The organism is Aestuariivirga sp., assembly GCF_037139295.1.
Taxonomy (GTDB): Bacteria; Pseudomonadota; Alphaproteobacteria; order Rhizobiales; family Aestuariivirgaceae; genus Aestuariivirga.
Map to the genome: position 1 here is coordinate 64,197 of NZ_JBAXGR010000004.1, position 25,568 is coordinate 89,764.

Genomic DNA, 25,568 nt, shown 5'->3' on the forward strand with positions numbered 1-25,568 from the left:
GTCACGACAGCCCCCCCGCCAGTGTCGGCACCTGAAGCGCCTTGAATCCATAGTGGCGAAGCCAGCGCAGGTCGGCTTCGAAGAAGGCGCGGAGATCGGGGATGCCGTATTTCAGCATGGCGATGCGGTCGAGGCCCACGCCGAAGGCCCAGCCCTGGACTTGTGTAGGGTCCATGCCGCCGCTGCGGATGACATTCGGGTGCACCATGCCGGAGCCGAGGATTTCAAGCCACTTGTCGCCGGTGCCGATCTTCAGCTGGCCGCCTTCGCGCGAATACTGGATGTCGACTTCCATCGACGGTTCGGTGAAGGGGAAGTGCGAGGCGCGGAAGCGCATCTTCACGTCATCCACCTCGAAGAAGGCCTTGCAGAATTCGGTGAGCACCCACTTGAGGTTGGCGAGCGTCGTCGTCTCGTCGATGACGAGGCCCTCGACCTGGTTGAACATCGGCGTGTGCGTCATGTCCGAGTCGCAGCGGAAGGTGCGCCCCGGTGCGATGATGCGGATCGGCGGCTTCGAGGCCAGCATGGTGCGGATCTGCACCGGGCTCGTGTGGGTGCGCAGCAGCATGCGCGAGCCGTCGGGCTTCTCGTTGAAGAAGAAGGTGTCATGCTCCTGCCGGGCGGGATGCTCCGGCGGAATGTTCAGCGCATCGAAATTGTGGAAGTCGTCCTCGATGTGCGGGCCCTCGGCCACCGAGAAGCCGAGGTCGCCGAAAATCTGCACCACTTCTTCCCAGACCTGGGACACCGGATGCACGGTGCCCGAAGCTTGAGGGCGCGCCGGCAGCGTGACGTCGATCTTCTCGGCGGCGAGGCGTGCTTCGAGGGCCGCTTCCTGCAGCATTGCCTTGCGGGCGGAGAGCGCGTCGGCAACCTTGTCCTTCAGCACGTTCAAGGCCGCGCCTGCATCCTTGCGCTCCTCGGGGCTCATGCTCCCCAAGCCCTTCATGCGTTCGGAGATCGAGCCCTTCTTGCCGAGCACGGAGACGCGCACGGCTTCGAGCGTTGCCTCATCGGTTGCGGCGTCGATCTCGGCCAGGATCGACTGTTCGAGGTTCACGAGACTCATGGAAGATGTTCCTCTGGAAACGACATGACCGGGCACAGGGTGCCGCAAAGACACACTGTAGCCCGGTCAAGGCAATCGGAATTCGACGTACGCGATAGAGGCCGATTAGGCCTGCGCAGCCTTTGCCTTCTCGACGAGAGCGGCGAAGGCGGCCTGATCATGCACGGCGAGATCGGCGAGGACCTTGCGGTCGACTTCGATCCCGGCCTTGTCCAGGCCATAGATAAATCGGCCATATGTCAGGCCGAGTTCGCGCGTCGCGGCGTTGATGCGCTGGATCCACAGGGCGCGGAAATTGCGCTTCTTGGTGCGGCGATCTCGATAGGCATACTGCTCGGCCTTCTCGACGGCCTGAACAGCGACGCGGAAGATGTTCTTGCGGCGGGAGAAGTAACCCTTCGCCTGCTTGATGATCTTCTTGTGAGACTTGCGGGCGACTGTGCCGCCTTTTGAACGTGGCATTGGTCTGTTTCCTCGGGTCTACTTGGCCAGATAGGGCATGTGGATCTTGACAAGCCGTTCGTCACCCGGCGCCAGCACCATGGTGCCACGCTGGTTGCGGATCTGCTTGTTGGTCCGCTTGATCATGCCGTGGCGTTTGCCGGCCTGACCGGCCTTGATCTTGCCGGAAGCGGTCACCTTGAACCGCTTCTTGGCCGAGGACTTGGTCTTCATCTTGGGCATTTTGCTTAATCCTTTCAAAGCGATATAAAGCCGCCATGGCATGCCCTTTACAGGCCAGGCGGCTAGAACGGGCGGGTTTAAGCAAAAACGGCCCGAAATAGCAAGGGTAGTGGGGGCGGGCGTCATTTTGAGTTGCTAAAGGGGGCGGGAGACTTGAGAGCAACTGGACTTGCTCGTCTGCCTCAGGCGGCCCGTCTAAGAAAATATGTATCCTCAGCGTCCAGTTGTAGAACTTCGGACACATCTTGAAGCATCGCTGCCTTGTTGCCCATACCAGCGAGACTGCTTACGACCGATGTCAGAATGTACTTGTCTTCAAGCTTTGAAAGATCCGAGAACATCATAAACTTAGATGCAATTGAGTTCTGGTTTGCTGATACAAACTCAAAAATCCCGAATTTACCGCGAGTGAACGTCACTACATTGTGAGCTTCCCAAGACGCATTCTCACCGGCGATTTCGGTATGTCGCGCCACATGAGTTGCGCCAAAAAGCCTCGCGACCTTCTCATACACCGCATCGTTCTTCTTCCGCTCTTTGTCTTCAACTGACTTGTAGATCGCACTAGTTGCGGCAAAGACAGACGCGTTTGAAACACTGAGAATAGCGCTTTCGATGTTATCCAGAGATGCCCACGTCGCAAAAACGCTCAGGCCATCATATCCCACATGATAGCGCGACGCGGCCTTCCTTGCTGCCGCGTCATAATAACCATCGGCGCCGTGCATTTCAGCTTCCATCTGGCCAAGTGCCAGATCTGAAACAAAACATTTTCCCGCATTGATCATGATTTCGACCGACGCGCTGGAACCACTAGGATACAGGATCGGAACAGCAATTCTTGTCCTGTCACCACTACCTGAGAGCGGCATCAGTCTTGAGATGGCCTGTTCTAGGCGCGCTCTATATTGGATGTCAGACACACTAGCCATCTTAGACCAATTGCCTTTGCAGTGGCACAGGCGGGATTTGTGCCCCATTTTGAATATTCAGTATACCACAAACATGTACGACTGCTGAATCGAAATTTGTAGGCGGATTCAATGTGATAGCGGCCATGGGGTCAGCGCCCGGGATCAGTGGGTCGTTAGGCATCTCTGCGTAATGCAAGAAGGAATGTTCATGGGTGACGCCCACGTCGAAAAACATTCCACCTAAGTCTGGGGGACCCCACCCCGTGTTCAGGTGAGTGCCGAAAGGTTCCATCTCTAAGCGGTAGAGTACGATGTGTGAGCGAGTGTTTGGAAAGTCGCATTCGAGCTGAAACACAGCCTTGCTCGGATAGTTGACCCAAGTTTCAATTCGGAACCACAACCCGCGTGGCATGGACGCGACTGTCCTAGAGCGCGCCTTAAGTTTCCAGATGTAGTTTGCCTTAGATTTTTCGGCTCGGTCCATATGCGACGACCATTCAACGCCATCGAGAACGAGCCACTTGGGCTCCGTAAGCATCTGCAGTGCGTCATTCAACGTGAGCGCCATTGCCTCGAATTCAGCACAAAATCTGACGCAACGCTAGTTGGGCCTACCCAGTGGAATTGATTTCAAACGAAAAATGCCCGGGACGAGCCCGGGCATGATGAATGGGGTGAGGGGATATCTGCCCCTTACTTCGGCGCCAGGACCATGACGATCTGGCGGCCTTCGAAGCGGGGTTCGGATTCGACCTTGGCGATTTCGAGGGTGTCTTTCTTGACGCGGTCGAGGAGCTGCTGGCCGAGTTCCTGGTGGGCCATTTCGCGGCCGCGGAAGCGGAGCGTGATCTTGACCTTGTCGCCTTCTTCGAAGAAGCGCTTGATCGCCTTCATCTTCACGTCGTAGTCGTGATCGTCGATCATCGGGCGCATCTTGATCTCCTTGATCTCGATGACCTTCTGCTTCTTGCGGGCCTCGGCGGCCTTCTTCTGTTCCTGGAACTTGAACTTGCCGTAGTCGAGGATCTTGCAGACCGGGGGCTTCGCATCGGGCGAAATCTCGACGAGGTCGAGGCTGGCCTCTTCGGCCATCATGATGGCCTGGCGGATCGGCACCACGCCGACATTCTCGCCGGCGGCATCGATCAGGCGCACTTCGCGTGCGTCAATGCGGTTGTTGATCCTGTGTCCTTCTTCCTTTTGCGGGGGGGCGGCTCCGCGGCTTATCGACGGCCTCCTGGGTGGCATTGGCAAGTGGTCTTCAGCTCCTGTGTGAGGGGGTCTTTCTCAAAGCACCCCCTTGGGTTTGGTTGCGACCGCTATAGACATTGAATGGGGCACCCCAGTCAAGCCTTGAAACACAAGGCTTTCAGGCCCGGTTGCGGGCCCCGCGGCGGCCCGGACGGAGTTCCACCACGGCATCCGGCACCACGACATGGAACACCGTGCCCTCGGGCCCGGTTCCATGGAGCCTGATCTCGCCGCCATGGGAGCGGATCAGCTCCGCCGCGATGGCAAGCCCCAGTCCCACGCCGCCGGGCTTGGCGGCACTCTGGAAGGCCTCGAACAGCTTCGGGCGCACCCGCTCCGGAATGCCGGGGCCATTGTCCTTGACCTCGATCACCACCACCGCACCCTCGCGCCAGGAGGAAATCACAACACGGCCGTCCTGCTCGCCCCCCTGCTGTTCCAGCGCCTGGATGGCATTGCGCAGAAGGTTGGTGAGCACGCGGTTCAGGTGCTCGCGGTCGGCATCGATCTGGAGGCCGGGCGGCACGTGGTTGAACAGCACGACGCGCGAGGATGCCTGCAGCACGGCGGTATCGATCACGTCATCCGCGAGGTCCTTCAGCAGCAGCCGCTCGCGCATCGGCGGCGCTTCCTCGGCGCGGCCGAACTTCAGCGTCTCGGTGAGAAACGAGATGGCGCGGTCGAGGCTGATGATGAGCTTCGGCGCGAAGCGCTTCACCGTCGGGTCCTCCACCATCGCAAGGCGGTCGGAGATCACGTTGGCGGAGGACAGCATGTTCCTGAGATCGTGGCTGACCTTGGAAACGGCAAGACCCAGCGCCGCAAGCCTGCTCTTCTGCTGCAGCATCGCGGCGAGGTCCGACTGCATGTCGTGCAGCTCGCGCTCGGCGAGGCCGATCTCGTCCTTGCGGTTCGACGGCACGATGATCCGCGAGTGGTCCTCCGGATCTTGCGCAAAAGACATCATGTTGCGGGTCAGCCGCTTCATCGGCCGGATCAGCACGATGTTGAGCGCGAGATAGACGAGGCCCGCCACGATGACGGAGAGCACGACGGAGAGCAGGAAGATGTTGAAGCCGAAGCGCAGCATCGCCTCGCGCAGGGGTTTTTCGAACAGCGCCACCTCGATCATGTCGCCCGACATGTTGGGCGGCTTGTCGATGACGCCGATGACGCGGTCGGAGGGCTCGAGCATCACCGCGAAGGCGTCGGCCACGGCGGTGGGCCAGGATACGTTGCGCAGGTCATAGGAGGCATCGATCATGTGATCCTCCTCGCTCCGCAGCATCAGCTTGCGGGTCTCGCCGCGGGTGAGCGAGACCACGAGCACGCCCGCACCCTTCAGGATCTCGGTGCGGAGGTCGTGCGACAGGATGCGGTCCGGGGCGGCTTCGGCAGCAAGTGCCGCGATCTCCGCCTGGGCGATGCGGCCCTTCAGCCACTGGATGCGGAAATTGGCGATAGAGGGCAGGAAGATCAGGATTTCACCCAGCATGACGAACAGGATGGTCATGACCAGCACCTTGCCGGACAGCCCCTGGAAGGGGCCCGGACCCTCGCGCCGGCCTGAATCCGTGCTGCCTGTCATGGCCTGAGCCTGCCCATGAGCCCTATTACGCGCTGGACGAGGGGTTTGGATGAAAAATCGGCAAAATATCCGATGGCCGCCCGGCGGGAGGCCTCGCCGCGGGTGGGATAGGGCAACACGGCGCCCGCCATGGTGGAGATCTTCAGGCCACGTTCCAGCGCCAGCACCCAGGGCTGGATGAGGTCGCCCGCGTTTTCGCCCACAATGCCGGCGCCGAGGATGCGGCCGCGCCGGGTGGTGATGATCTTGACGAGGCCTTGCGGCTGGCCCTCGGCCACCGCCCGGTCATTGCCGCTGAAGGGGCTGCGCAGAACGCGGATGGCCTCGCCATGGGCGGCCCGCGCCTGTGCCTCGGTGAGGCCCAGCTGCGCGAGCTCGGGGTCGGTGTAGGTGACATGCGGGATGAGCGCGGTGGCCTTGGCCGGCAGGCCGAAGAGCGCGTTGCGGATGACGATGCCCGCCTGGTAGCCCGCCTCATGGGTGAAGCGCCCGCCCGCCACGTCGCCGATGGCGTAGACCTTCCGGTTGCTGGTCTTGAGGCCTGCATCGACGGTAATGCCCCTGGGCGTGAAGGCGATGCCTGCAGCCGTGAGGTTCAGCGCCTCAACATTGGGCCTGCGCCCCGTGGCAAGAAGCAGGTGCGATCCGGAAATGATGCGGCCACCCGCCTCGAGGCCGATGCCGCCCTCATGCCGGAACACGCGGCTGACGGCGGTGCCGGACAGGATCTCGACCCCTTCCGCCGCGAACTGGGCTTGCACCACGGCAGTAAGCTCCGGATCATCCTGCGCGAGTGGCGATGCCGCCTCGATGACGGTGACCTTGCTGCCAAGGCGGCGATGGGCCTGCGCCATTTCGAGGCCGATCGGGCCGCCGCCAATGATGACGAGATGCGTTGGCAGTGTGGTGTTGGTGAACAGTGTCTCGTTGGTGAGGTCGGGCACCTCGCCAAGGCCGGGAATGGGCGGCACGGCGGGGCGCGAGCCGGTGGCAATCACGATGCGCCGCGCGGTGAAGCGCTGGCCTGCGGCTTCGAGCGTGCGCGCATCCATGAAGTGCGCCGCAGCGCGGATCACGGTGACGCCGAGCGTCTCGAAGCGCTGCTGGCTGTCATGCGGCGCGATCGCTGCGATGGCGCGCTGCACATGGGCGCACACTGCGGCGTAGTCGACGTCAGGTTCCACGGCGGCGATGCCGAGTGCTGCGCCCGAGCGCAGCGCATGTGCCTGCTTCGCCGCCGCGAGCAGCGCCTTCGATGGCACGCAGCCGGTGTTGAGGCAGTCGCCGCCCATCTCGCCCTTCTCGAACAGCACCACCCTCTGCCCGAACTGTGCAGCCGCCGCCGCAACCGACAGCCCGCCAGAGCCCGCGCCGATCACCGCGATGTCGAAGTGTCCGGCGCTCATGTGGGACGGCCCTTCCACAGCCGCGCCAGCAGCGGCAGCAGGGCCACTGCGCCCAGGGCAGTGAGGCCCCACAGCAGTTCCGGCGAGATCAGCATCGCCGGGCTGAGCGAGAGGTGGCAGTTTGCTTCGCCATTTTGCGCGGCGCAGATCTTGAAGGCCATGGCCTGGTCGTCGATTACCCCGTCAAGGCCGGCGCCGATCAGCGCGAAGGCGATGGAACCTGGAATGATGCCGACCGTGGTGGTCAGCACGAAGGTGCGCAGCGGCACGCGGCACAGGCCTGCCACGGCATTCACCGCCCAGAAGGGAAACACCGGCGTCAACCGCAGGAACAGCATGAGGCTCACCGCATTCTCCGCAAAGCCGCGTGACAGGCGCTGCACCAAGGGCCCGGAGCGCGCCGCCAGCGCCGCGCCGAAGGAGGTCTTGACGATTTCGAAGACGATGACGGCCCCGATGGTCGCCGCGATAGCGCTGAGCGTCGCACTGAGCGGCCAGCCGAACAGGAAGCCGCCGGCAATGGAAAGCGCTGCGGCGACCGGGATCGAGAAGGCCACCACCAGCACGTAGAGAAGCCCATAGCCAGCCAGCGCCAGCAGCAGGTGCCCGTCGACCCAGCCCTTGATGGCATCACGGTGCTCCACAAGGGCGGAAAGCGACAGCTGGCGTTGCACGCCCAGCCCGATCGCAAGGGCCGCAACCACGATCAGCAGCAGCACCGGCAGCCAGCGCCAGGCTCCGTCGCCGGCGGCAGGCGCGGGCGGCGCTTCGGGGGGTGGCTGGTGGCTGGGCTTGCTCATCTTGATGGTTCCATGCTTGGACCATTGCGGGCGGGCGCGAAAGGGGGCTCACGGCCACGTGAGCAGAGTTCAGGCTGCGGTGTTCATGGTCATTCCGGCGCTCGTTGACTTCTCCCGGCTTTTCCCCCATAAGCCCCGTCCAAATTCCTGAAGCCGCTGAGACGTCTGTCAGGGCATGCCCGGGCCCGCCCGCCATGTAATTGGTATCATTGGCTGAAAAGCCCAATTCGGAGTTACGAACGTGAAGCGCACCTACCAGCCGTCCAAGCTCGTCCGCAAGCGCCGCCATGGCTTCCGCGCCCGCATGGCGACAGTCGGCGGCCGCAACGTCCTCGCCCGCCGCCGCGCCAAGGGCCGCAAGCGCCTCTCGGCCTAAGCGCCGGACCCGTCCGACAATGGAGCGCCTGAAGCGTCGGCAGGATTTCGTTGCCGCCGCCCGGGCGCTTTATGCCGCCATGCCCGGCATGGTCGTGCAGATGCGCTCCCGGGGCGATGAGGCTCCGCCGCGCGTCGGCTTCACCGCCACCAAGAAGATCGGCAATGCCGTGGTGAGAAACCGCGTGAAACGCCGGCTCCGCGAACTGGCAAGGCTCCAGCTCGCAGGGCAAGCCCGCCCGGGCCATGACTATGTTCTGATCGGCCGCGCGCCGACCTTCGCGCGCGATTATTCCGATCTCGAGAAAGATCTCGTCTCCGCCTTGAAAAGGCTGCACCGCACCGCCCAAGCTGGGGCGGACAAGGGAACACCATGAACTTCGAGAACAAGAATTTCATCGCGGCCATCCTGCTGTCGATGGCGATCATCTTCGGCTGGCAGTATTTCTATGCCGCGCCCCTGCAGAAGAAGCTGACCGCCGAGACCCAGACGGCGCAGACCCAGCAGGGCACGACCGCGCCGAGCGCCCCCGCCGCGGGCGGTGCTGTTCCCAACATCACGCCGGAGGCGCTTGCCGCCGATCGCGCGGCAGCGATCGCCGCATCGCCACGCCTGGCCTTCAAGACCGACTTCATCGAGGGCTCGATCAATCTCAAGGGTGCGATGATCGACGATCTGCACCTGCTGCGCTATCGCGAGACGATTGACCCGAAGAGCCCGACCATCACCTTCCTCTCGCCGTCGGGAACGCCGGGCGCGCTGTTCGCCGAACAGGGTGTGGTTCCGGCCACCGGCACCACCGCCAAGCTCCCCGACACCAACACGGTGTGGACGGCACCCGCCGGCGCGGTGCTGAGCGAGGACAACCCGGTAACGCTCACCTGGGACAATGGCGCGGGCCTCAAGTTCAGCCGCAAGATCCAGATCAGCGACGAGTATCTTTTCACCGTCGAACAGGTGGTCGAGAACACCACCGCCGCCCCCGTGGCGATGATCCCCTATGCCCGCATCCAGCGCCAGGACACGCCGGTGGTGTCGGGCTACTGGGTGTTCTTCGAAGGCATGCTGGGCTGGCTCGACGGCAGCCTGCACGAGATCCACTACAAGGACGTGAACGGCCAGACCGAGCCTGACCGCCGCGACACCACGGGCGGCTGGGTTGGCTTCACCGACAAGTACTGGGCCGCCGCCGTGATCCCGGACCAGGCCGCACCCGTCACCGCGAGCTTCATCCACACCAAGCTCGACACCCGCGATGTCTACCAGACCGACTATCTCGCCAAGGATGCGATGGTGGTGCAGCCGGGACAGACCGCCTCGACGACGGGCCTCCTCTTCGCGGGCGCCAAGGTGGTCAGCACCATCAATGCGATCGAGCGGCTCCACCAGGTCCAGGGCTTCAGCTACATCATCGACTGGGGCTGGTTCTACTTCCTGACCAAGCCGCTGTTCTATCTTCTCGCCTGGCTGAAGAGCATCGTCGGCAACTTCGGCATCGCCATCCTGCTCGCCACGGTTCTCGTCAAGGCGGCGGTGTTCCCGCTGGCCAACAAGTCCTATGCCTCGATGAGCAAGATGAAGAAGCTGCAGCCCGAGATGGAGCGGCTCAAGAAGGAATATCCCGAAGACAAGATGAAGCAGCAGCAGGAGATGATGGCCCTCTACAAGCGCGAGAAGGTCTCGCCGTTGTCGGGCTGTCTCCCCGTCGTCGTGCAGATCCCGATCTTCTTCTCGCTCTACAAGGTCATCCTCACCTCGATCGAGCTGCGCCACGCGCCGTTCTTCGGCTGGATCCATGACCTTTCCGCGCCCGATCCGACGAGCCTGTTCAACCTCTTCGGCCTCATTCCCTGGACGCCGCCCCACATGCTGATGATCGGCGTGTGGCCGATCATCATGGGCATCACCATGTGGCTGCAGATGCGCCTCAACCCGGCCCCGCCGGACCCGGTGCAGGCGAGCCTGTTCAACTGGATGCCGGTGATGTTCACCTTCATGCTGGGATCCTTCCCGGTGGGCCTCGTCATCTACTGGGCGTGGAGCAACACGCTCTCCGTCCTGCAGCAGTCCTTCATCATGAAGCGCCACGGCGTCGACATCGACTTCTTCGGCAATGTGAAGAAGAGCCTGCCCTTCCTGAAGAAGAAGGCCGCAAGTTGAGCGAGGCCTTCACCGAGGACCAGATCGACGCGGGCCGCCGTTTGTTCGGCGGCCCGTCGCGCTTCCTGCTCGGCGTCGCCAAGCTCGAGCAGCTGCCGCCGTCGGACGGCGTGGAGATTGCGTTTGCCGGCCGTTCCAACGTCGGCAAGTCGTCGCTGATCAATGCGCTGACCAACGTCAACGGCCTGGCGCGTGCGTCGAACACGCCGGGCCGCACCCGCGAGCTCAATTTCTTCAACGTGAACGAGGCCCTCACCCTCGTTGACATGCCGGGCTATGGCTATGCCAAGGCGCCCAAGCATGAGGTGAAGGCCTGGCAGTCGGTGCTGCGCGGCTATCTGCGCGGGCGGCCTGGCCTTACCCGCGCCTTCGTGCTGATCGACAGCCGCCACGGCATTCTCAAGGCCGACGAGGAGATGTTCGACCTTCTCGACGAAGCCGCCGTCACCTACCAGGTGGTGCTGACCAAGACTGACAAGATCAAGCCCCCCGAGCTTGAGAAGGTGCGCGAGGCGGTGACCGCGGTCATCAAGAAGCACCCCGCAGCCTTCCCGCAGATCCACGCCACCTCCAGTGACAAGGGCCTTGGCATCCCCGAACTCCGGGCGGAGATCGCCGGGCTGCTTTAGACCCTTTGAATCCGTAACAATTGTCCTGTAGGACGCTTCTGGACTGACGGGGAATCTCCATGGACGAAATCGCCACGACGGCCCGAATCCTTTCCGAGGCGCTGCCCTTCCTGCAGCGCTATGACGACCAGATCATCGTGGTGAAATACGGCGGTCACGCCATGGTGGACCCGAAGCTGGCGCATCAGTTCGCGCGCGACATGGTGATGCTGAAGGTGTGCGGCCTGAACCCCATCGTGGTCCACGGCGGCGGCCCGCAGATCAACAAGATGCTCGACAAGCTGGAAGTGCAGCCGGAGTTCCGCGAGGGCCTGCGCGTCACCGATGAGGCCACCATGTCGGTGGTCGAGATGGTGCTGTCGGGTTCGATCAACAAGTCGATCGTCGCCTCGATCCAGCAGGCAGGCGGACGTGCGGTGGGCATCTCCGGCAAGGACGGCAATCTGATGATTGCCGAGCGGCTGACCAAGAAGAAGACCGACCCCGCCACCGGCAAGGTGGTGGAGATCGACTTCGGCTTCGTCGGCGAACCGGTGAAGGTCAACATCGAGATCCTCGAGACCATCATGAAGAGCGATGCCATTCCGGTGATCGCGCCGGTGGGCGTGGGCGTCAATGGCGAGACCTTCAACGTCAACGCCGATACGGCGGCGGGCGCCATTGCCACGGCGACGAGGGCCAAGCGCCTGCTGCTGCTGACCGATGTCGCCGGCGTGCTCGACAAGGACAAGAACCTGATCAGCGAACTGGCCGTCGAGGAACTGCCGAATCTTGTCGAGAACGGCACCATCACCGGCGGCATGATCCCCAAGGTGGAAAGTGCCGCAGCGGTGGTCGAATCCGGCGTCGAAGGCGTCATCATCCTCGATGGCCGCGTGCCGCATTCGGTGCTGCTCGAACTTCTGACGCCACATGGTGTTGGCACGCGCATCTCGCGGGCCGGGGCATGAAGGATTTTTCCCACGTTGATGGTTTTTCTCATGTAGATACTTGGGTCTTCGACCTCGACAACACGCTCTATCCGGCCTCCTGCCGGCTCTTTGACCAGATCGACGTGAAGATGGGCAACTTCGTCTCGAAGCTCCTCAACGTCGACTACCCGGAGGCCAAGCGCCGCCAGAAGGAGATGTTCTACAAGTATGGAACAACGCTCCGTGGGCTGATGACTGAGCACGGCATCACGCCGGATGACTTTCTCGACGATGTGCATGACATCGACCATTCGCCGGTGCCGCCCAACAAGGCGCTGGATGAGGCGCTCCATGCGCTGCCTGGCCGCAAGCTGATCTTCACCAACGGCACCGTGGCCCATGCCGAGAAGGTGCTGGCCCGCATCGGCATCACGCATCACTTCGGCGACATCTTCGACATCGTGCATTCGGACTTCATCCCCAAGCCCGAGATGGAGCCCTACCGGAAATTCGTGGCGCAGACCGGCATCAAGCCTGAGACCTCCGCCATGTTCGAGGACATCGCCCGCAACCTCGAGGCGCCGCATGCGCTGGGCATGGTGACGGTGCTGGTGGTGAGCCCCGAGAACAAGGACGCCGAGCACCTGAACAGGCAGACCGGCGGCACGGCGCAGGAGCACATTCATTACGTGACCGACGACCTCGCCAGCTTTTTGGCGGGATTGACGAGGGACCTCAGAACCCGGTCTTGACCGAACCTGCCTTTTTCGCGAAAGCGACCGCGACAACACCGAGGGAACAGCCATGACCGATCTTCAGAGCACCATCGAACAGGCCTGGGAGGCCAGAGACAAGGTCAACCTCGAGACCAAGGGTGCGGTGCGCGATGCCGTGATGGCCGCCCTCGACCTGCTGGATTCGGGCAAGGTCCGCGTCGCCGAGAAGCGTGACGGCGAATGGCACGTCAACCAGTGGCTCAAGAAGGCGGTGCTTTTGTCGTTCCGCCTCAATGACATGGCTATGATCTCGGGCGGCCCCGGCGGGTCCAGCTGGTGGGACAAGGTGCCCTCCAAGTTCGACGGCTGGGCCGAGAAGGACTTTCGTGCGGCAGGCTTCCGCGCGGTGCCCAACTGCATCGTCCGCAAGTCGGCCTATGTGGCGCCGGGCGCCATCCTCATGCCGTCCTTCGTCAACCTCGGCGCCTATGTCGACACCGGCACCATGGTCGATACCTGGGTGACGGTCGGCTCCTGCGCCCAGATCGGCAAGAACGTGCATCTTTCGGGCGGCGTGGGCATCGGTGGCGTGCTGGAGCCGATGCAGGCCGGCCCCACCATCATCGAGGACAACTGCTTCATCGGCGCCCGCTCGGAAGTGGTCGAAGGCGTCATCGTGGGCGAGGGCTCGGTCATCTCCATGGGCGTATTCATCGGCCAGTCCACCAAGATCATCGAGCGCGACACCGGCAAGGTGCACATGGGCAAGGTGCCGCCCTATTCGGTGGTGGTCTCGGGCTCGCTGCCGCAGAAGCCCTATGCCGATGGCTCGCCCGCGCCGTCGCTCTACTGCGCGGTGATCGTCAAGCGGGTGGACGAGAAGACCCGCTCCAAGACCTCGATCAACGAGTTGCTGCGCGACTGACAAGGCGGCTTCCGCGAATCCCGCTTCTGTTTCATAGTGCAACCTCGCTGGTGCCTCATGCGCCAGCGCAAAGGGGGGGGTTGAAGATGGACTGGAAGTATCTGTTCACGAGCCTCGAGGGCCGCATCGGCCGCCAGAGCTACTGGATGGGGGTGATCGCGCTCTATGGCATCACCTTCGTCGCGGTCCTGCTGGATAACCTGATCGGGATGGCCGGCGAGAACGGCTATGGCATCCTGACCATTCTGGTCACGCTCGCGCTGATCTATCCGCAGATCGTCCTTCTCGCCAAGCGCTGGCACGACCGTGACAAGTCCGGCTGGTGGACGCTGATCGGCCTCGTGCCGGTGATCGGCGGTTTGTGGATGCTGATCGAGCTTGGCTTCCTCAAGGGCACCGATGGCCCCAACCGCTTCGGGCCCGACCCGCTGAGGTACTAGGCCACCCAGTCGTGGCGTCACCCCGGCGAGGGCCGGGGTCCCGCTTTGGGCGACAACCGCATGGAAACAAAGCTGGATCCCGGCCTTCGCCGGGATGACGGCCTTTAAACATCGTCGATTGCGCTGGGCGATTCCCTCCCGTGCGGCGATGCTCTACACTCGCTCCCATGAAAAACACCCCGACCGATCCCGTTCCGCTGCTGCAGGACCTGATCCGCTGCAAGTCCGTCACCCCTGCCGAAGGCGGCGCGTTGACCTATCTCGAGAATCTGCTGTCCACCCACGGCTTCGTCTGCAAGCGGCTGATCTTCCGGCAGGAGGGAACCCCCGATGTCGAAAACCTCTTCGCCCGCATCGGCTCCGGTTCTCCCCATCTCTGCTTTGCGGGCCACACTGACGTGGTGCCGGAAGGGATCGTCGAGAGCTGGACGCATGCACCCTTCGCGGCCGACATCGCGGATGGCTTCGTCTATGGCCGCGGCGCCACCGACATGAAGGGCTCGGTCGCGGCCTTCGCGGGAGCCGCCATCGACTTCGTGCGCACGGCAGGCAAGTTCAAGGGCTCGATCTCCTTCCTCATCACCGGCGACGAGGAAGGCCCCGCCATCAACGGCACGGTGAAGGTGCTGCAGTGGATGGCCGAGAACGGCCACATCCCCGACCACTGCCTGGTCGGCGAGCCGAGCTGCGTCGACACGCTGGGTGACACCATCAAGATCGGTCGTCGCGGCTCGCTGAGCTTCACCGTTTCGGTGGAAGGCAAGCAGGGCCACGCCGCCTATCCGCACAAGGCCGACAACCCCATCCCCAAGCTTGCCCGCTTCATCGACCGCATTTCGGCGGCAAAACTCGACGAGGGCAATGACCACTTCGACCCCTCGACGCTGGCGGTGACCACCTTCGATGTCGGCAACCCCGCAGGCAACGTCATCCCGTCGCGCGCCACGGCCAAGTTCAATATCCGCTTCTCGCCTGAGCATGGCTTCGCCTCACTGAAGCAATGGGTGGATGAGCAGATCGCGGTGGTGAAGTCCGAAATGGGTGGTGCGTGGACGGTGTCGGCCACCGAAGGGGCGGATGCCTTCATCACCGAACCCGGCCGCTTCGTCGGCATGGTGCAGGATGCAGTGGTGCATGAGACGGGCGTATTCCCGAAGCTTTCCACCAGCGGCGGCACGTCGGATGCGCGCTTCGTGAAGGATTATTGCCCGGTGCTGGAATTCGGCCCCACCAACGCGACCATCCACCAGACCGATGAGCGCATCGCCATCGATGAACTGCGTGCAACGCAGAACATCTATGGCCGCATCATCGCGGATTATTTCTCGACGGAATTGTAGCCGACGCGCAGAAGATAGAGTCCGTACGGCGGCGCCACCGGCCCGCAGGCGGTGCGGTCAGCTGCGTCCAGCGCGCGCTTCATGTCACGCGGGCTCCACTTGCCTTCACCCACGAGGCGCAGCGAGCCCACCATGCTCCGCACCTGGTTGTGCAGGAAGGAACGCGCATCGGCCCGCACCTCGATCAGCTCGCCGTAGCGCGCCACCTCGAAATGGTCGAGCGTCTTCACTGGCGAATTGGCCTGGCACTGCGCGGCGCGGAAGGTGGTGAAGTCATGCTTGCCGACGAGGTGCTGGGCCGCCTCGTGCATCCCATCAGAGTCGAGGTCGACGGGCAGCCACCACACCTTGCCGCGGTCGAGTGCAGGGGGGCTGCGGCGGTTGAGGATGCGGTAGAGATAATAGCGGCGCGTTGCCGAGAAGCGGGCGTGGAAATCATCCGGCACCTCTTCCACCTCCAGCACGCTCACCGGACGCTCGCGCATATTGCCGTTCAGCGCGTTGCGGAGCTTGAACGGGTCCCAGCTTTTCGCAAGATCGACATGCGCCACCTGCGCCAGCGCATGCACGCCCGCATCGGTGCGGCCCGCGCCATAGACCATGGAAGGCGCACCGTTGATGATGGCGACGGCGCGTTCCAGCAGGTCCTGCACCGAGGTGCCGCCAGCCTGGGATTGCCAGCCGGTGAAGGGTCCGCCGTCATATTCGATGGTGAGGCGATAGCGCGGCATCAGGCGGCCTCCGTTCCTGCGGCGATGGGAAAGCCGCGCAGGAAGTCGGTGGCCACCATCGCACCCTTGCCCTCGCGCTGGAGTTTCAACAGGCGGATGGCGCCGGAGCCGCAGGCGATGGTGAGTGCGTCGTCGATGAAGGTTCCGGCTGTGCCGTGACCTTGCACGACCTCGCACAACAAGGCCTTGATGCGTGTGCCGTTGACCGGGAACCACGCGCCAGGGAAGGGCGACAGGCCGTGGATGTGGTTCCTCACCTCTTCGGCAGTCTTGCTGAAGTCGATGCGCGCCTCGGCCTTGTCGATCTTCTTCGCGTAGGTCACGCCATCTGATGGCTGCGGCGTGCAGGTGATCTTGTCCTGTGCCAGTACCTCGACCATCAGCCGCGCGCCAAGGGCTGCGAGTTCATCATGCAGCGATTGCGCGGTTGTCGTCGGCGTGATGGCGATCCGGCCGACCTTGCACATCGGCCCGGTGTCGAGGCCTTCCTCCATGCGCATGATGGTGACGCCGGATTGCTCGTCACCCGACATGATGGCGCGCTGGATGGGGGCTGCACCCCGCCAGCGCGGCAGCAGCGAGGCATGGACGTTGAAGCAGCCCAGCCGCGGCGCATCGAGCACGGGCTTCGGCAGCAGCAGGCCATAGGCGACGACCACCGCGGCATCGGCCTTGAGTGCGGTGAAGCGGGCCTGCTCGTCCGCGGATTTCAGCGATGTGGGGGTGCGCACCTTGATGCCCAGTGGGGCCGCGAAGGCATGGACGGGCGAGGGCCGCTCCGCCAGCCCACGGCCGGCGGGGCGCGGCGGCTGGGAGTAGACGCAAGCGATCTCGTGCCCGGCCCCGGTCAGAGCCTTCAGCGTCTCGACCGCGAAGTCCGGCGTGCCCATGAAGACGAGGCGCATGCTCAGAGCTTTCCGAGCTTCAGGGCCTTCTGGAATTTCTTGATCACGCGTTCGCGCTTCAGCCGCGAGATGTGGTCGATGAACAGGATGCCGTTGAGGTGGTCGATCTCGTGCTGCAGGCAGGTGGCCATCAGCCCCGAGGCCTGCATTTCCTTGGTCTCGCCCTGGCGGTCGGTGTAGCTGAGCCTGATTTCGGCGGGCCGCGTGACCATCTCGTAATATTCGGGGATCGACAGGCAGCCTTCCTCGTAGTCGCTCTGCTGCTCGCTTGCCCAGGTGACTTCCGGATTGGCGACGAAGAGCGGGGTCTTCGGCTCGCCGTCCTTGGCGAGGTCGATGACGAGGAGGCGCTGCGGCACGCCGATCTGGATGGCGGCAAGCCCGATGCCGGGGGCGCGGTACATGGTCTCCAGCATGTCGTCCCACAGTTTTTTCACGTGGGAATCGATCGCGGCGACGGGCTTCGAGACCTCGCGCAGGGTCTTCTCGTCGGGGAGGGTTATGATGGGCAGCAACGACATGGCTGTCCCATAATCAAGCCGCGACCGCCGGTCAATCAGGCCTCAGGGGCTGATGCAGCGGTGACGCTTGTAACCGTTGCCCACGAAGGTATCGGTGGCAGGGTCATAGGTGCGGTAACGCGCACTGCACCAGGCTTCGTGGTCGGTGGACTGGTCGTTCCAGGCGGCGCGCCGCGGCTTGAAATCACCATAGCGGTAGACCTGAAAGGGCTTCTGGTACCAGTAGCTGCCCGGACGGACCACCATGGAGCGCTGGAAGGGCGCATAATCCATGCGCACCGTGCACTCATAAAGACCATCACTGCAGGTCTTCTCGATGACATAGGGCTTCCAGATCTTGATCCCGTCACGGTCCGTGCCATAGGCATCCGAGGCCATTGCCCCGCTGGACAGCGCCGCAAGGCCGAGAAGGCCCAGAAGGGGGGTGAGGATTTTCCTGAACATGGTGGAAACGCTCCCTGAAAGCCCCCGCCTGGCGGGGAATCTGCCGAGGCGGCAGAATGCAGCCACCAAGGTCTGTTTGCAAGCCGTGGTGCTTGCCTTTTGTTGCCGTTCCCCCCATATAGCCCCCCGGGAGGTTGGCGGCGGACGTGCCGCTCGCCAACCGGGTCAGGTCCGGAAGGAAGCAGCCCCAACGAGACCGGAACGGGTTGCCCGTCCAGCCTCCCACCCTCTATGCTCCCCCGCGGAAGCCCGCCCATGGATGACACGCAGAGCGGCGCGAACGCCACGGGGTATCGCGTTCTTGCCCGGAAATACCGCCCCCGCACATTTCCTGACCTCATTGGCCAGGAAGCGATGGTGCGCACCCTCACCAATGGCTTCGCCTCGGGCCGCATCGCGCAAGGCTTCATGCTCACCGGTGTGCGCGGCGTGGGCAAGACGACCACCGCCCGGCTGATTGCCCGCGCGCTCAACTATGGCGACAAGCCGACGATCGACATGGCCGATATGGGCCCGCACTGCGAGGCCATCCTCGAATCCCGCCACATGGACGTGATCGAGATGGACGCCGCCTCGAACACCGGCGTCGACAACATGCGCGAGATCATCGACAGCGTGCGCTATGCGCCCGTCCAGGCGCGCTACAAGGTCTATATCATCGACGAAGTGCACATGCTCTCGAAGAGCGCCTTCAACGCCTTGCTCAAGACGCTGGAAGAGCCGCCGCCGCATGTGAAGTTCATCTTCGCCACGACCGAGATCAACAAGGTTCCCGTCACCATCCTGTCGCGCTGCCAGCGCTTTGACCTGAAGCGGCTGGATGCCGCACTGCTTGCCGCGCACTACGGCGGCATTGCGGTGAAGGAGGGCGTTGAGGCCGAGGCCGATGCACTCGCCATGATCGCGCGCGCCGCCGAAGGTTCGGTGCGTGACGGCTTGTCGCTTCTCGACCAGGCCATCGCTTACGGTGAGGACAAGGTGAGGGCGGCGGACGTCGCCGCCATGCTGGGCCTCATGGATCGCTCGCGCATCATCGACCTGTTCGAGAAGGTGATGGCGGGCGATGCCAAGGCTGCCATCGAGGAAATCGAAGCCCAGTATCAGGGTGGCGGCGATCCGGCGACGATCCTCAGCGACCTGGCCGATTACGTTCATTGGGTGACGCGCTTGAAGGTCGTCAAGGAAGGCGCACTCGCTGATCCCTCGCGCACCGAAGCCGAGAAGACGCATGGCGCCGAGCAAGCGCAGAAAAGCGGCATTGCGCACTTGACGCGTGCCTGGTCGATGCTGCTGAAGGGCATCCGCGAGACGGAGCTTCATTCCGATCCGCTGATGGCGGCCGAAATGGTGCTGATCCGCCTGTGCCATGCCGCCGATCTGCCCGGCGGCGAAGAACTGGCGAAGATCGTCAAGCAGGCGCAGGGCTCGGAGCGCGTCGTGCCGATGAGTGCCCGCGAGCTGCTGCGCAACAATTCCGATGCGCCGGTCGATGCCCAGTCCAACCTCGCGGTGAAGCCGCAGGCCGCGATCCCCGCATCGCCCACCGAGACGCGCGCCTTCTCGAGCCTGAAGGACCTGATTGCGATCGCCACCGAGAAGCGCGACATCAAGCTGAAGACCGATCTCGAAAGCCTGATCCGCCCCATTCGCGTGGCGCCCGGGCAGTTCGAGATTGCCCTTGAACCCGGCGCGCATGCCGGTCTTCCCGGCGAGATCGCCCGCAAGCTCGAGGCCTTTACCGGCATGCGCTGGATGGTGATGGTGGCCAAGGATGGCGGCGACAAGCCCGTCTCCCACCAGCGCCAGGAGGCCAAGGACAATCTCTATCTCGCCGCGCGCGAACATCCGGACGTGCAGGCGGTGCTGAAGCGTTTCCCCGGTGCGGAGATCATCGACGTCAAGGTGCCCGATGACAGCCTTCCGCCCCCCAACATGAGTGAGAGCGATGAAGAATCTCGGTGACATGATGAAACAGGTCCAGGCCATGCAGTCGCGCATGGCCGAGATGCAGGCCAAGCTGGAGCAGGCGACCGTCACCGGCCAGTCCGGCGGCGGCCTCGTCAAGGTCACGCTCTCCGGCAAGGGCGTGATGACCGCGCTGGCGATCGATTCCTCGCTGATGAATCCCGACGAGAAGGACATCCTCGAGGACCTGATCCTCGCCGCCCACACCGACGCCAAGAACAAGTCGGAAGCGATGATGGCCGAGGAAATGAAGTCGGTGACCGGCGGGTTGCCGCTGCCGCCCGGGTTCAAGCTGCCCTTCTGATGTCCAGGCCCACGACCGGACCCGAAATCGAGAGGCTGATCCAGCTCCTGGCAAAACTGCCGGGGCTCGGCCCCCGCTCGGCCCGGCGCGCCGCCCTGTTCCTGATCAAGAACCGCGAGCGGCTGCTGGCGCCAATGGCCAGCGCCATGGCGGAGGCGCATGAAAAGGTGACGATCTGCACCGAGTGCGGCAACGTCGATACGGTGGACCCCTGCACGCTGTGCACCGACCCGCGGCGTGACCGCACGCTGGTTTGCGTGGTGGAAGAGGTGGGTGATCTGTGGGCGCTGGAGCGCGCTGGCGCGTGGAGCGGCCTCTATCATGTGCTTGGCGGCACGCTGTCAGCGATCGAGGGTGTGCGACCCGAGGACCTGAGCATCGGCGCGCTGATGGAGCGGTCCGGGCGGCTGCAGGTGAAGGAAGTGGTGCTGGCGCTCAACGCGACGGTCGAAGGGCAGACCACGGCCCACTACGTCACCGAGCGGTTGAAGGCGATGGGCATTGCGGCTTCGCGCCTGGCACATGGCGTGCCGGTTGGCGGCGAGCTGGATTACCTCGACGAAGGCACTCTGACTCAGGCGATCAGGGCACGGCGGCCGCTGTAGGGCCGCTTTTTCGTCCGCCTCGTAGCGCAGTTCGTAACGATTGCTTTTGGGCGATGTATTTGGAGACTACCCCCCTAGCCACCCACAGCAAAAACCCGCTCAGCCTCCCTGGAAACCCATCCTTGATGCCGTCGCCCCGGCAAGAGGAGGCAGCCGGGATGACGAGACGAGAGAAGAACTAGTTCCGCTCCACCAGCTTCGGTCGGACGATCTCGACGCCGCCTTCGGGTTCCTGCAGTTCGAGGCTTTCGATTCTTGCGCCACGGCGGATGACCTTGTCGGCGGACACGTTGAGCTTCTCGAGGTCGCCCGCCGCTGCGCCGAAATGCTTTTGCAGGTCGCCGACGCGCTCCTTGAGGCGGCCCACGTCGTCGAGCAGCTTCGTCACCTCCACCTTGATCAATCCCGCCTGCTCGCGCATGCGGGCATCGCGGAAGATCGCTTGCAGCGTCTGCACCAGCAGCATCAGCACGTTGGGCGATGCGATGATGACGCGGGCGCGGTGAGCCTTCTGGATCACGTCCTCGAATTTCTCGTAGAGCTCGGCATAGACCGACTCCGACGGCACGAACATGATCGCCGTCTCATGCGTCTCGCCTGCAATCAGGTATTTTTCCGCGATGTCCTTCACGTGCTTCAACACGTCGCCGCGCAGCCGTGCCTCGGCATTGCGCAGTTCGTTCTCGCCCGTTGCCGCCTTGAGCGCGTTGAAGGCCTCGAGCGGGAATTTGGCATCGATCACCAGCCGGATGTCGGAGTCGGGCAGCGACACGAGGCAGTCAGGCCTGGTGTTGTTGCTTAAAGACCCCTGGAAGGCATAGGCGCTCGATGGCAGCCCATCGCGGATGATCGCCTCCATGCGCGCCTGGCCATAAGCGCCGCGCGCCTGCTTGTTGGAGAGGATGTCCTTGAGGCTCAGCATCTCGCTCGACAGCGCCGCGATGTTCTTCTGCGCGGCGTCGATCACCGCGAGGCGCTCGTGCAATTGCTTCAGCGACTGGCCGGTGCGCTCTGCCTGGTCGGTGAGGCGTTCGTCGAGGGTGGAGACGAGCTGGAACTGCGAGCCCTGTGACTGGTCCACGAGGCTCTTCAGCGCGCCCGAGAGTTCGGCGATGCGGTATTCGAGTTCGGCGGCGCGGCGCTGTGCGGCGATGCCCTCGCCCTGGCGGCTGGCCTGCGCCCGCCACGACAGGATGACGGCGGCAATGAGCAGCAGCAGTGCGAAGAGGCCCGCCACGAGCAGGAGGTGGAGCAGGGTGACGGGGGAGCCGCCGATCTCAAGCAGGGTGCGGTCGAGGTCCATGACCTGAGCCTAGCGTGATTCGGTTCCCGGAATGTAAGTGGCCCGCCCATACCGGCAGGGTATGGACGGGCCGATGGCCCTCATGACTCGGGACGGCGACAGGAGCCACGCGGGCCAAACTGGCAAGCGGGTCGTGACCTTAAACGCAGCACGCTTGAGGACGGTTCCGGGAACACCGGAAAATCGAACCATCGTCCCGCTGAAAACGACAATGTCCTCCAAACCGGGCCAGAGCGGGGAGGGCAGGTGTCATTCTGGTGGTGGAATTGCGCTCCCGCCACGTCACTGGTGGGTTTTGAAACTTAAGCGCGCTTGGTGCCGCGCTTCACGGGCGTCGGGTTGATGCCGCGGGCGGTGGTGTCCTGGCGCTCGGTCAGGAACAGGCCAAGGCCGCGGGTCAGGCCGTCGGCCAGGTCGCGCATGGCGGAGAAAACGATCATGGGTTGCCTCGAAGAGTTGAAACGGGTTGGTTTCTTCTGTTGGAACCCATATGGCGATCAATTGTGAACAGATTGCAGCAATCGTGCTGCAACGCACACAAGCTCAGCCATGCGATTTACGCATGGCGAAAGCGGTCCGTGGCCCGCACCAGGGCATCGGCAATTCCGGACTCCGTGGCGGTGTGGCCGGCGTCCGGCACCATGATGAACTGGGCCGCGGGCCATGCCTTGTGCAGCTCCCAGGCGGTGACGGCCGGTGTGACCACGTCATAGCGGCCCTGGATGATGACGCCGGGGATGCCGGAAAGCTTGTGGGCATCAGCGATCAGCTGGTCGTCCTGGCGGAAGAATCCGTGATTGACGAAGTAGTGGCACTCGATGCGGGCGAAGGCGATGGCAAAATGGTCGGAGCCGAATTCCGCCACGCGTTTCGGGTCCGGCAGAAGCGAGATGGTGGCGCCCTCCCACTGGCTCCAGGCACGGGCGCAGGCGATCTGCTCCGCCTTGTCGGAGCCCGTCAGGCGGCGGTGATAGGCCGAGAGCAGGTCGTGGCGCTCGGCTGGCGGAATGGGGGCGATGAAGCCCTCCCACAGGTCGGGGAACAATTGGTCCGCCCCCTCCTGGTAGAACCAGCGGATCTCGCTCCTTCTCAGCGTGAAGATGCCGCGGACGATGAGTTCCGTCACCCGCTCCGGATGGGTTTCGGCATAGGCCAGCGCCAGCGTCGATCCCCAGGAGCCACCCACCACCTGCCAGCGCTCGATTTTCAGGTGCTGGCGGAGCACCTCCATGTCGGAGACCAGGTCCCATGTGGTGTTCTCTGCCAGCTCCGCATGCGGCGTCGACTGGCCGCAGCCGCGCTGGTCGAACAGGATGATGCGATAGGCCACAGGATCATGTGTCTGGCGCAGGAAGGGCGAGATGCCGCCGCCCGGCCCGCCATGCAGCACCACGGCGGGCTTGCCCTGCGGGTTTCCGCATTCCTCGAAATGGATTTCATGGAGTGGCGAGACACGCAGCCTGCCGCGGTTGAAGGGCGGGAGGTCGGGATAGAATGTGTGGCGGTCCATCATCTGATTCGCGATCCTGCAATATAAGGTCTTTAATTCTGCCAGCATCGGCAAGATAATGGCAGCGAGAGTAGTTCAACGCCGGGATGAAAATCCGGCAGACAGGGGGAACATATGGCAACTGAAGTGGCAACCGAAACGGTGCGCAAGGAATGGAACGAATTCAAGTCCTTTGCCTTCAAGGGCAATGCCTTCGACCTCGCGGTCGGTGTCATCGTCGGCGCAGCCTTCAGCCGCATCGTCGATGGCATCGTCAACCTGCTCATCATGCCGATCATCGGCGCGCTGACCGGTGGGCTCAACTTCGATGAGTACTTTCTGCCGCTGTCCGGCAACGTGACCTCGACCGTGCTGGGCGAGGCGCAGAAGCAGGGCGCGGTTCTGGCCTATGGCGCCTTCATCACGGTCGTCATCAACTTCCTGCTCGTGGCCTTCGTACTGTTCCAGCTCGTCAAGATCTCGAACCGCATGAAGAAGAACGAGCCCGCGCCGCCGCCGGCTGCCCCCACCAAGTCGGAAGAACTGCTCGCCGAAATCCGCGACGCGCTGAAGGCCAAGTCCTCGACGTGAGCGACAAGAGCCCCGCCTGATGCAGGGCAGAATTGCAGTGAAACGACAGCGCGCCGGGGTGGACACTCCGGCGCGTTTGCTTAAGATTCGGGCATGAACCCAGATAAGCTTCTCGCCGCACTCACCCCACAGGCCCGCAACGAACCCGACAGCGGCATCGTCAAGGCGGCCATGTATGGCTTCACCGTGCCCGGCGTCATTCCGCTGTGGGCGGGCGAGGGCAACCAGCCCACGCCCGAGGCCTTCGCGCGCCCCGCGGCGGAAGCGCTGCTCAATGGCGAGACCTTCTACACCTGGCAGCGCGGCCTACCCGAACTGCGTGAGGCGCTGGCGCGCTATCACACGCGCAGCTTTGGCCGCGCCTTCGATCCCGAAAATTTCTTCGTCACCTCGGGCGGCATGCACGCCATCCAGACCATCGTGCAGCTGATCGCCGGCGATGGCGACGAGATCATCGTGCCCACGCCCGCCTGGCCCAACTACGCAGGCGTGCTGCGCATCTCAGGGGCCAAGCCCGTCGAGGTGCCGATGCAGTTCGGCAATGGCAAGTGGACGCTCGATCTCGAGAGGCTGTTCGATGCGGTGACGCCGCGCACCAGGGCCATCGCACTCAACTCGCCGTCGAACCCCGTCGGCTGGACCGCCACCCGCGACGAGCTGATCGCGATTCGCGATTTCTGCCGCAAGCGCGGATTGTGGATTTTGGGCGACGAGGTCTACACGCGCTTCTTCTATGGCGAGAATGGCGAGACCCGCGCGCCCTCCTTCCTCGATGTCTGCGAGGACGAGGAGCAGCTGCTGCTCGCCAACACCTTCTCCAAGAACTGGGCGATGACAGGCTGGCGCGTCGGCTGGCTGCAGGCGCCGAGGGCGCTGGGCCCGGCGATCGAGCGCATCATCCAGGTGTCATCCTCCGGCACGCCCGCCTTCCTGCAGCGCGGCTGCGTGGCGGCGCTGGACGAGGGCGATGACTTTATCGAACGCCAGGTGCTGATGGCGCGGCATCGCCGCGACCTGGCCGTGCTGATGCTGAAGGAACTGCCGGGCCTGACCTTCGAGGTGCCGCCGGGTGCCTTCTATTTGTTCTTCGGCATCGAGGGCATGACGGATTCGGCCGCCACGGTGCGCCGCCTGATCGACGAGGCCAAGGTGGGCTTCGCGCCCGGCAGCACCTTCGGCCTCGGCGGCGAGGGCCATTTGCGCATGTGCTACCTCAAGGACCTCGGCCCGCTTGAAGAGGCGCTTGGTCGCTTTGTCGACTGGATGAAAAGGAACAAGCCGGTCTGATCTGCCTCAAAATCTGGCGGTGGGATGCCGAAGCCGCGGGCAGCCGGTGGAGCTGCAATCACGTTGACTGAGCGGTTTCAATGGCTTGCCTGTCTGGCACGCGACTTGCGAAGCCCTGATCAACGCACACGTCTTACTGGGTCCTCCCATTCTCAGCCAAGAGCACTCGTGTCGTCTGACGGATCGTCAGCTGGGGTGGGCGGCACTGCTG

Annotated in this window: 29 protein-coding genes and 1 other RNA gene; 15 read left to right on the forward strand and 15 right to left on the reverse strand. The window is 63.6% G+C overall.

Going from position 1 to position 25,568, the window contains the following annotated elements:
• Position 1: 1 nt before the first annotated feature.
• The 8 genes from pheS to WCJ41_RS02405 form a co-directional block, all read right to left on the reverse strand.
• Entirely contained in the window at positions 2-1,072 is a 1,071-nt protein-coding gene (pheS, locus tag WCJ41_RS02370) for a phenylalanine--tRNA ligase subunit alpha (RefSeq protein WP_336904218.1), read from the reverse strand.
• A gap of 105 nt (positions 1,073-1,177) precedes the next feature.
• Positions 1,178-1,534 carry a 50S ribosomal protein L20 gene (gene rplT, locus WCJ41_RS02375; protein WP_336904219.1) on the reverse strand — a complete coding sequence of 119 codons (357 nt, stop codon included), beginning with the start codon at positions 1,532-1,534 and terminating at the stop codon, positions 1,178-1,180.
• Between the two features lie 18 nt (positions 1,535-1,552).
• Positions 1,553-1,756, reverse strand: coding sequence for a 50S ribosomal protein L35 (gene rpmI / locus WCJ41_RS02380; protein ID WP_336904220.1), 204 nt, complete (start codon positions 1,754-1,756; stop codon positions 1,553-1,555).
• A 182-nt stretch (positions 1,757-1,938) separates the two neighbouring features.
• Positions 1,939-2,679, reverse strand: coding sequence for a hypothetical protein (locus WCJ41_RS02385; protein WP_336904221.1), 741 nt, complete (start codon positions 2,677-2,679; stop codon positions 1,939-1,941).
• A 684-nt stretch (positions 2,680-3,363) separates the two neighbouring features.
• Positions 3,364-3,918, reverse strand: a complete 555-nt coding sequence (gene infC, locus WCJ41_RS02390) for a translation initiation factor IF-3 (RefSeq protein ID WP_336904222.1) — start codon at positions 3,916-3,918, stop codon at positions 3,364-3,366.
• Between the two features lie 121 nt (positions 3,919-4,039).
• Complete coding sequence (locus WCJ41_RS02395) at positions 4,040-5,509, reverse strand: HAMP domain-containing sensor histidine kinase (RefSeq protein WP_336904223.1); 1,470 nt, start codon at positions 5,507-5,509, stop codon at positions 4,040-4,042.
• The gene (locus WCJ41_RS02400; protein WP_336904224.1) at positions 5,506-6,915 is read right to left on the reverse strand and encodes an FAD-dependent oxidoreductase; all 1,410 of its coding nucleotides are present in this window, start codon (positions 6,913-6,915) and stop codon (positions 5,506-5,508) included. Before WCJ41_RS02400 ends, WCJ41_RS02395 begins: the two co-directional genes overlap by 4 nt.
• Positions 6,912-7,715 carry a VTT domain-containing protein gene (locus tag WCJ41_RS02405; RefSeq protein WP_336904225.1) on the reverse strand — a complete coding sequence of 268 codons (804 nt, stop codon included), beginning with the start codon at positions 7,713-7,715 and terminating at the stop codon, positions 6,912-6,914. The genes WCJ41_RS02400 and WCJ41_RS02405 overlap by 4 nt, the downstream gene beginning before the upstream one ends.
• Before the next feature lie 241 nt (positions 7,716-7,956).
• On the opposite strand from WCJ41_RS02405, the gene rpmH reads away from it, so the two are divergent.
• From rpmH to dapE, 9 genes are all read left to right on the forward strand, one after another.
• The gene (gene rpmH / locus WCJ41_RS02410) at positions 7,957-8,091 is read left to right on the forward strand and encodes a 50S ribosomal protein L34 (RefSeq protein WP_111198758.1); all 135 of its coding nucleotides are present in this window, start codon (positions 7,957-7,959) and stop codon (positions 8,089-8,091) included.
• A 19-nt stretch (positions 8,092-8,110) separates the two neighbouring features.
• Positions 8,111-8,467: a ribonuclease P protein component gene (rnpA, locus tag WCJ41_RS02415; RefSeq protein WP_336904226.1), complete on the forward strand. Its 357-nt coding sequence runs from the start codon at positions 8,111-8,113 to the stop codon at positions 8,465-8,467.
• Positions 8,464-10,251, forward strand: coding sequence for a membrane protein insertase YidC (yidC, locus tag WCJ41_RS02420; protein ID WP_336904227.1), 1,788 nt, complete (start codon positions 8,464-8,466; stop codon positions 10,249-10,251). Before rnpA ends, yidC begins: the two co-directional genes overlap by 4 nt.
• Complete coding sequence (gene yihA, locus WCJ41_RS02425; RefSeq protein ID WP_336904228.1) at positions 10,248-10,880, forward strand: ribosome biogenesis GTP-binding protein YihA/YsxC; 633 nt, start codon at positions 10,248-10,250, stop codon at positions 10,878-10,880. Before yidC ends, yihA begins: the two co-directional genes overlap by 4 nt.
• Before the next feature lie 59 nt (positions 10,881-10,939).
• A complete protein-coding gene (gene argB / locus WCJ41_RS02430; protein ID WP_336904229.1) occupies positions 10,940-11,830 on the forward strand; it encodes an acetylglutamate kinase in 891 nt (296 codons plus the stop codon).
• Entirely contained in the window at positions 11,827-12,543 is a 717-nt protein-coding gene (locus WCJ41_RS02435; protein WP_336904230.1) for a pyrimidine 5'-nucleotidase, read from the forward strand. Before argB ends, WCJ41_RS02435 begins: the two co-directional genes overlap by 4 nt.
• 52 nt (positions 12,544-12,595) lie before the next feature.
• Positions 12,596-13,432: a 2,3,4,5-tetrahydropyridine-2,6-dicarboxylate N-succinyltransferase gene (gene dapD, locus WCJ41_RS02440; RefSeq protein WP_336904231.1), complete on the forward strand. Its 837-nt coding sequence runs from the start codon at positions 12,596-12,598 to the stop codon at positions 13,430-13,432.
• Positions 13,433-13,518: 86 nt separating this feature from the next.
• A complete protein-coding gene (locus WCJ41_RS02445; protein ID WP_336904232.1) occupies positions 13,519-13,872 on the forward strand; it encodes a DUF805 domain-containing protein in 354 nt (117 codons plus the stop codon).
• 167 nt (positions 13,873-14,039) lie between these two features.
• Positions 14,040-15,212 carry a succinyl-diaminopimelate desuccinylase gene (dapE, locus tag WCJ41_RS02450; protein WP_336904233.1) on the forward strand — a complete coding sequence of 391 codons (1,173 nt, stop codon included), beginning with the start codon at positions 14,040-14,042 and terminating at the stop codon, positions 15,210-15,212.
• Here the strand turns inward: dapE and truA are convergent.
• From truA to WCJ41_RS02470, 4 genes are read right to left on the reverse strand one after another with little or no spacing between them, the layout of a single operon-like run.
• Complete coding sequence (truA, locus tag WCJ41_RS02455) at positions 15,191-15,943, reverse strand: tRNA pseudouridine(38-40) synthase TruA (protein WP_336904234.1); 753 nt, start codon at positions 15,941-15,943, stop codon at positions 15,191-15,193. The two genes, dapE and truA, sit on opposite strands and share 22 nt — an antisense overlap.
• A complete protein-coding gene (gene fmt / locus WCJ41_RS02460; RefSeq protein WP_336904288.1) occupies positions 15,943-16,854 on the reverse strand; it encodes a methionyl-tRNA formyltransferase in 912 nt (303 codons plus the stop codon). Before fmt ends, truA begins: the two co-directional genes overlap by 1 nt.
• Positions 16,851-17,369 carry a peptide deformylase gene (gene def, locus WCJ41_RS02465; protein WP_336904235.1) on the reverse strand — a complete coding sequence of 173 codons (519 nt, stop codon included), beginning with the start codon at positions 17,367-17,369 and terminating at the stop codon, positions 16,851-16,853. Before def ends, fmt begins: the two co-directional genes overlap by 4 nt.
• 42 nt (positions 17,370-17,411) lie before the next feature.
• Positions 17,412-17,813: a BA14K family protein gene (locus WCJ41_RS02470; protein WP_336904236.1), complete on the reverse strand. Its 402-nt coding sequence runs from the start codon at positions 17,811-17,813 to the stop codon at positions 17,412-17,414.
• Positions 17,814-17,942: 129 nt separating this feature from the next.
• Between WCJ41_RS02470 and ffs the strand changes: the two genes are divergently transcribed.
• From ffs to recR, 4 genes are all read left to right on the forward strand, one after another.
• Positions 17,943-18,039, forward strand: an RNA gene (ffs, locus tag WCJ41_RS02475) — signal recognition particle sRNA small type.
• A 29-nt stretch (positions 18,040-18,068) separates the two neighbouring features.
• Positions 18,069-19,775 carry a DNA polymerase III subunit gamma/tau gene (locus WCJ41_RS02480; RefSeq protein WP_336904237.1) on the forward strand — a complete coding sequence of 569 codons (1,707 nt, stop codon included), beginning with the start codon at positions 18,069-18,071 and terminating at the stop codon, positions 19,773-19,775.
• Positions 19,759-20,082 carry a YbaB/EbfC family nucleoid-associated protein gene (locus tag WCJ41_RS02485; RefSeq protein ID WP_336904238.1) on the forward strand — a complete coding sequence of 108 codons (324 nt, stop codon included), beginning with the start codon at positions 19,759-19,761 and terminating at the stop codon, positions 20,080-20,082. Before WCJ41_RS02480 ends, WCJ41_RS02485 begins: the two co-directional genes overlap by 17 nt.
• Complete coding sequence (gene recR / locus WCJ41_RS02490) at positions 20,082-20,687, forward strand: recombination mediator RecR (protein WP_336904239.1); 606 nt, start codon at positions 20,082-20,084, stop codon at positions 20,685-20,687. Before WCJ41_RS02485 ends, recR begins: the two co-directional genes overlap by 1 nt.
• 178 nt (positions 20,688-20,865) lie before the next feature.
• Here recR and rmuC read toward each other — a convergent pair whose 3' ends face one another.
• From rmuC to pip, 3 genes are all read right to left on the reverse strand, one after another.
• On the reverse strand, positions 20,866-21,990 hold the full coding sequence (gene rmuC, locus WCJ41_RS02495) for a DNA recombination protein RmuC (RefSeq protein WP_336904240.1): 1,125 nt from the start codon (positions 21,988-21,990) through the stop codon (positions 20,866-20,868).
• A gap of 302 nt (positions 21,991-22,292) precedes the next feature.
• Positions 22,293-22,430 carry a hypothetical protein gene (locus tag WCJ41_RS02500; RefSeq protein WP_336904241.1) on the reverse strand — a complete coding sequence of 46 codons (138 nt, stop codon included), beginning with the start codon at positions 22,428-22,430 and terminating at the stop codon, positions 22,293-22,295.
• Positions 22,431-22,546: 116 nt separating this feature from the next.
• Positions 22,547-23,500: a prolyl aminopeptidase gene (gene pip, locus WCJ41_RS02505; RefSeq protein ID WP_336904289.1), complete on the reverse strand. Its 954-nt coding sequence runs from the start codon at positions 23,498-23,500 to the stop codon at positions 22,547-22,549.
• Between the two features lie 114 nt (positions 23,501-23,614).
• Here pip and mscL point away from each other — a divergent pair, with 114 nt between their 5' ends.
• Both mscL and WCJ41_RS02515 read left to right on the forward strand, forming a co-directional pair.
• Positions 23,615-24,070 carry a large conductance mechanosensitive channel protein MscL gene (gene mscL / locus WCJ41_RS02510; RefSeq protein WP_336904242.1) on the forward strand — a complete coding sequence of 152 codons (456 nt, stop codon included), beginning with the start codon at positions 23,615-23,617 and terminating at the stop codon, positions 24,068-24,070.
• A 93-nt stretch (positions 24,071-24,163) separates the two neighbouring features.
• Positions 24,164-25,357, forward strand: a complete 1,194-nt coding sequence (locus WCJ41_RS02515) for a pyridoxal phosphate-dependent aminotransferase (RefSeq protein WP_336904243.1) — start codon at positions 24,164-24,166, stop codon at positions 25,355-25,357.
• The last annotated feature ends 211 nt before the right edge of the window (positions 25,358-25,568 follow it).